Origin of the sequence: Bartonella massiliensis, from assembly GCF_902150025.1 — a bacterium.
GTDB lineage: Bacteria > Pseudomonadota > Alphaproteobacteria > Rhizobiales > Rhizobiaceae > Bartonella > Bartonella massiliensis.
The window spans coordinates 1-3609 of sequence record NZ_CABFVS010000014.1; the positions used below are offsets into that span (position 1 = coordinate 1).

The window sequence follows — 3609 nt, forward strand, 5'->3', positions numbered from 1 at the left end:
GCAAACCGGCACCATCATTATACTTGCCAGCCTTTGAGTGTTGCGATAGCCCTTGGCACTTAAGACTGTTCATGAAAAGCCATTTTTACTATACAAATTTTATCCACACACCCACCCCGCTTTTAACGTGCAAGCGAATGATTTTGATTGATTTAAGATAAACAAGTTTGAAATAAGAGAATCTTGCCGTACTCGAGGCTCTAACTCAAGTTGAATAACGTTAGACTATCATTATAAATCAATATGTTGCCATAGAAACACAAAGAAATGAAAAATTTCTCTCTCTCAGCATAAAGTAATTCATACAGAAAAACTCCAAAGATATGCTGTTTTTACTCAATAAAATGTTACAACCCCTATCAAAACACCTTAAAGATATATCTCAAGATCACTTAACAGCAAATTTTAAAATGATTTTTATATATTTTCTCTACATCATCATATACTTATAAGAAATTATACCATTAACTCTGCTTTTAATCATTTAAAAATTGTTTTTGGACGCTTTCAAGTATCGTATTAACAGTATACGTTTTCTTGTCATTTACCGAGAAAATAACGCGGAATTACTCCGCGTTAATAAAATTATCAAATGTATAGAGATTCTTTATTCCTCGATCATACTCATGATTTTATAGCATAGACAACCGTTGTGTTAACAGGCCGCGTTTCTGCTTCACCTGTATGGGAAAGAGTTATCTTGTGTGTATGTTCACCAGCAGCATCTGTTGTTCCCTGCAAGGTAGCATTATTGGTAAAACGATTCTGAGCTCTCTCAATAGTACCAGCTGTCCACCCAATGCCTTTATACTCAAAATTATGCGTATGCTTGCCTGCTTCTTCAATGGTTCCAATATGCGTATGTGATTTTATGCTATCTTGTTGTTCATCTGCAAATTGTCTACCCTCATCTAAACCACGGCCATCATCAAAGCCGCGTAAAAACATGCCTCTAAAATCAGGAACTTTAAAGGTTGTTTCACTGTCTTTTCCCCATTTATCCCCTATTGCCTTGAATAACGCCGGATAATCTTCTCGCTTATAAGCCTTACCATCACATAAAAGCCAACCGGCTGGTATTGCTTGCATAGCAAATGTCGCAATAAATCCAGTGGGGAAAACTTCTATCTTTGGTGGTGTAGGATTTAATAAATACCATCCCTCATGCTCTTGTATTGAAAAACCATCATTATATACCATTTCATAAATGCCATCCGTTTGTAATTCTCCGCCTTCTAATGGTATAATGCCTGCGTCCGTGGCTTTATAGATAAGCCTTTCTCCTATGTTATTAACAATTATTGTCGTCGTGCCAATATTCACACCACACGCTTTAAAACGTATGACAATATCATTGTTATATTTCTTTATCGACGAAACTGTCTTTAACGTAATTAATGTTGTTTTATCTTCCGCATTGATCATAAAGCTTGAGTCAATAGATCCACCATTATCTGCAAGATATTCACGCACACGCTGCATCATCGCCCGTGCACTATCATTAACAGAACTAGGTGGCTGACCTTCTGCCCAATTAATGATATTATCTGAATGAGCATTTTCATCAGCTTTTAGTGACCAATCGTAAATATTAGACATTATAAATCCCCCATTATGTTCATCATTTTTCTAATAATTTTTCGTTCTATGCTGTAAAATGTTCTTACCGCATTGTTATATCATAACTACTGTACAATCCCTGTATTTTACGCGTTCTTTCTCTCTTTACTCCTTTCAATTTAACAAGTTAGTTTCATCAGAATTTTTTATAACACCAGTCTTAAATGCTTCCATTTCTAATGTGTAATGTAGCCATCTCACCTGATGTTACTTAATATCTTGTTTTATTGCTTTATTATTATTATACAGTCATACTTTCAAATCTTGCATCTTATGACAAAGTTTAGAAATATTGTTCAATTTTTCCTTCTCGTGAATTTCATATCACCATTATTGAATGCAATAGCTTATCATCTGCATAGAAAGTTGCTGATTTAAATTTTTAATGGAACACTTTTTTTAATATGTTAGTCTCTCTTTTGACTATGATTTGTATTTAAAAAATTCAAAAGTTAGCTTCAAATTCTTTGCATGCCTCATTATGTTATTATTTACATGCAGATATTTTATTCTATTTCGTTCAATTTATTTCTGAAAGTGTATTACGAAATCAGGACCAATGTTTTTTGAACAGATTTTTGTTCAACCGTAATCTATCATAGAGAATATATTCGATGTGATAATTTCTTCTCTTCAGTAAACTGAAATACTCAGGAAGATCACAGACTTTCCGCAAGTCTGAAGATTGTATCCGATCTGGGTACTAAGGAATACGCCCTCACCCCTAGCCTCCTACAAAAACATATCGTTAGTTCTAAAACCAACGCTCTGTAACCGCCTGCTCCCCTCTCACACTAAAAACGGCTCTCCCAATGTGTATATTGTATTATAGGTATATTTTTTTTGCAAGAACAATAAATCCTTTTAAATATGATCTCGCAATTATTAGCGTTCTCCTTAATTCATTACAATGTAAGGGGCAGCATTCTCCAAGCTTTTTTGCTCGCTCATCTGACTCATCAATCCAAACAAAAAATACTCCATTGATTTAATATTTGCTATCCCCTCAATTATCAAAGGCAACAGCTTACAAAATGATGTTAAATAAGTAGCCAGACAATTGGACTATCCACGGCTTATTTTTAGGATATCTCTCCTCATTACTGGTTTTATTCTCAGTTCTCTCAGCACCTTTAACTTCTACCTTCCTTTAAATAAGCATTATCTATTCATTATAGCTTTTATATGCCCTTTAACAGCTTTAAATGAAATTTATTTTTGCTGTTTTTTTGAGTTATTATTGTATTTTCTAACATCAGAAATATTTTCTATAAGTGATAAAAAATTCCCAGACCTTTAATACATAACCTCATCATACACAAATGAAATGTGCTCTATTTTAGTCCAATAAATAAAAACACGCATTGATACAATTAATACGAATCTGTTAATAAAAAAAACTACTAAATTGATAATAAAATAAAGGTAGAGACATGAGTTTTGGAGATTTTATAGTATATGTTCTACTTGGATTTTTATTCATATGTTTTTTAATGGGGACTTGGGTAATGATTAAAATTGTTACAGTACAATGAAAGAAAAAGGGGATTACATGTTTTTTTCTCCTCCTTCCACCATTTACTTCGTTATTTAGCTCAATCGCACTACTCAAATATGATTTTTTTGAAAAAGATCTAGAAGATAAGCTGTTTTCTATATCTTTAGTAATTATTATAATGAGTTTTATAATGTTAATGGAACGATGCAAAGCTCTTATAGAATGCTATGGTACTGCAGATAAAGAATTCACCAATGACTTTATCTACAAAGCTCTTGTTTGCATATTTTTCTATCTTTGGAGTATACTGATCATCTTTGCCTGTATAGTAGCATCTTTTATGTGGTTATGATAGATGCAATATTAATAATAGCAATATTAGTGGCAATTTGGCTACTCTTTCTTACAATTCTCTACTTATTCAAAATTTAAGTTTTTGTTTTATTAGTTATTATAATAATTAATAATATAATAAGTTATAAAAAAATATT

The 3609-nt window shown here is 32.4% G+C and carries 1 protein-coding gene; it reads right to left on the reverse strand.

Annotation, left to right across the window (positions count from 1 at the left end; genetic code table 11):
* Positions 1 to 624: 624 nt before the first annotated feature.
* Positions 625 to 1599, reverse strand: a complete 975-nt coding sequence (locus FNZ60_RS03715) for a tail fiber protein (RefSeq protein WP_142416359.1) — start codon at positions 1597 to 1599, stop codon at positions 625 to 627.
* Positions 1600 to 3609: the final 2010 nt, after the last annotated feature.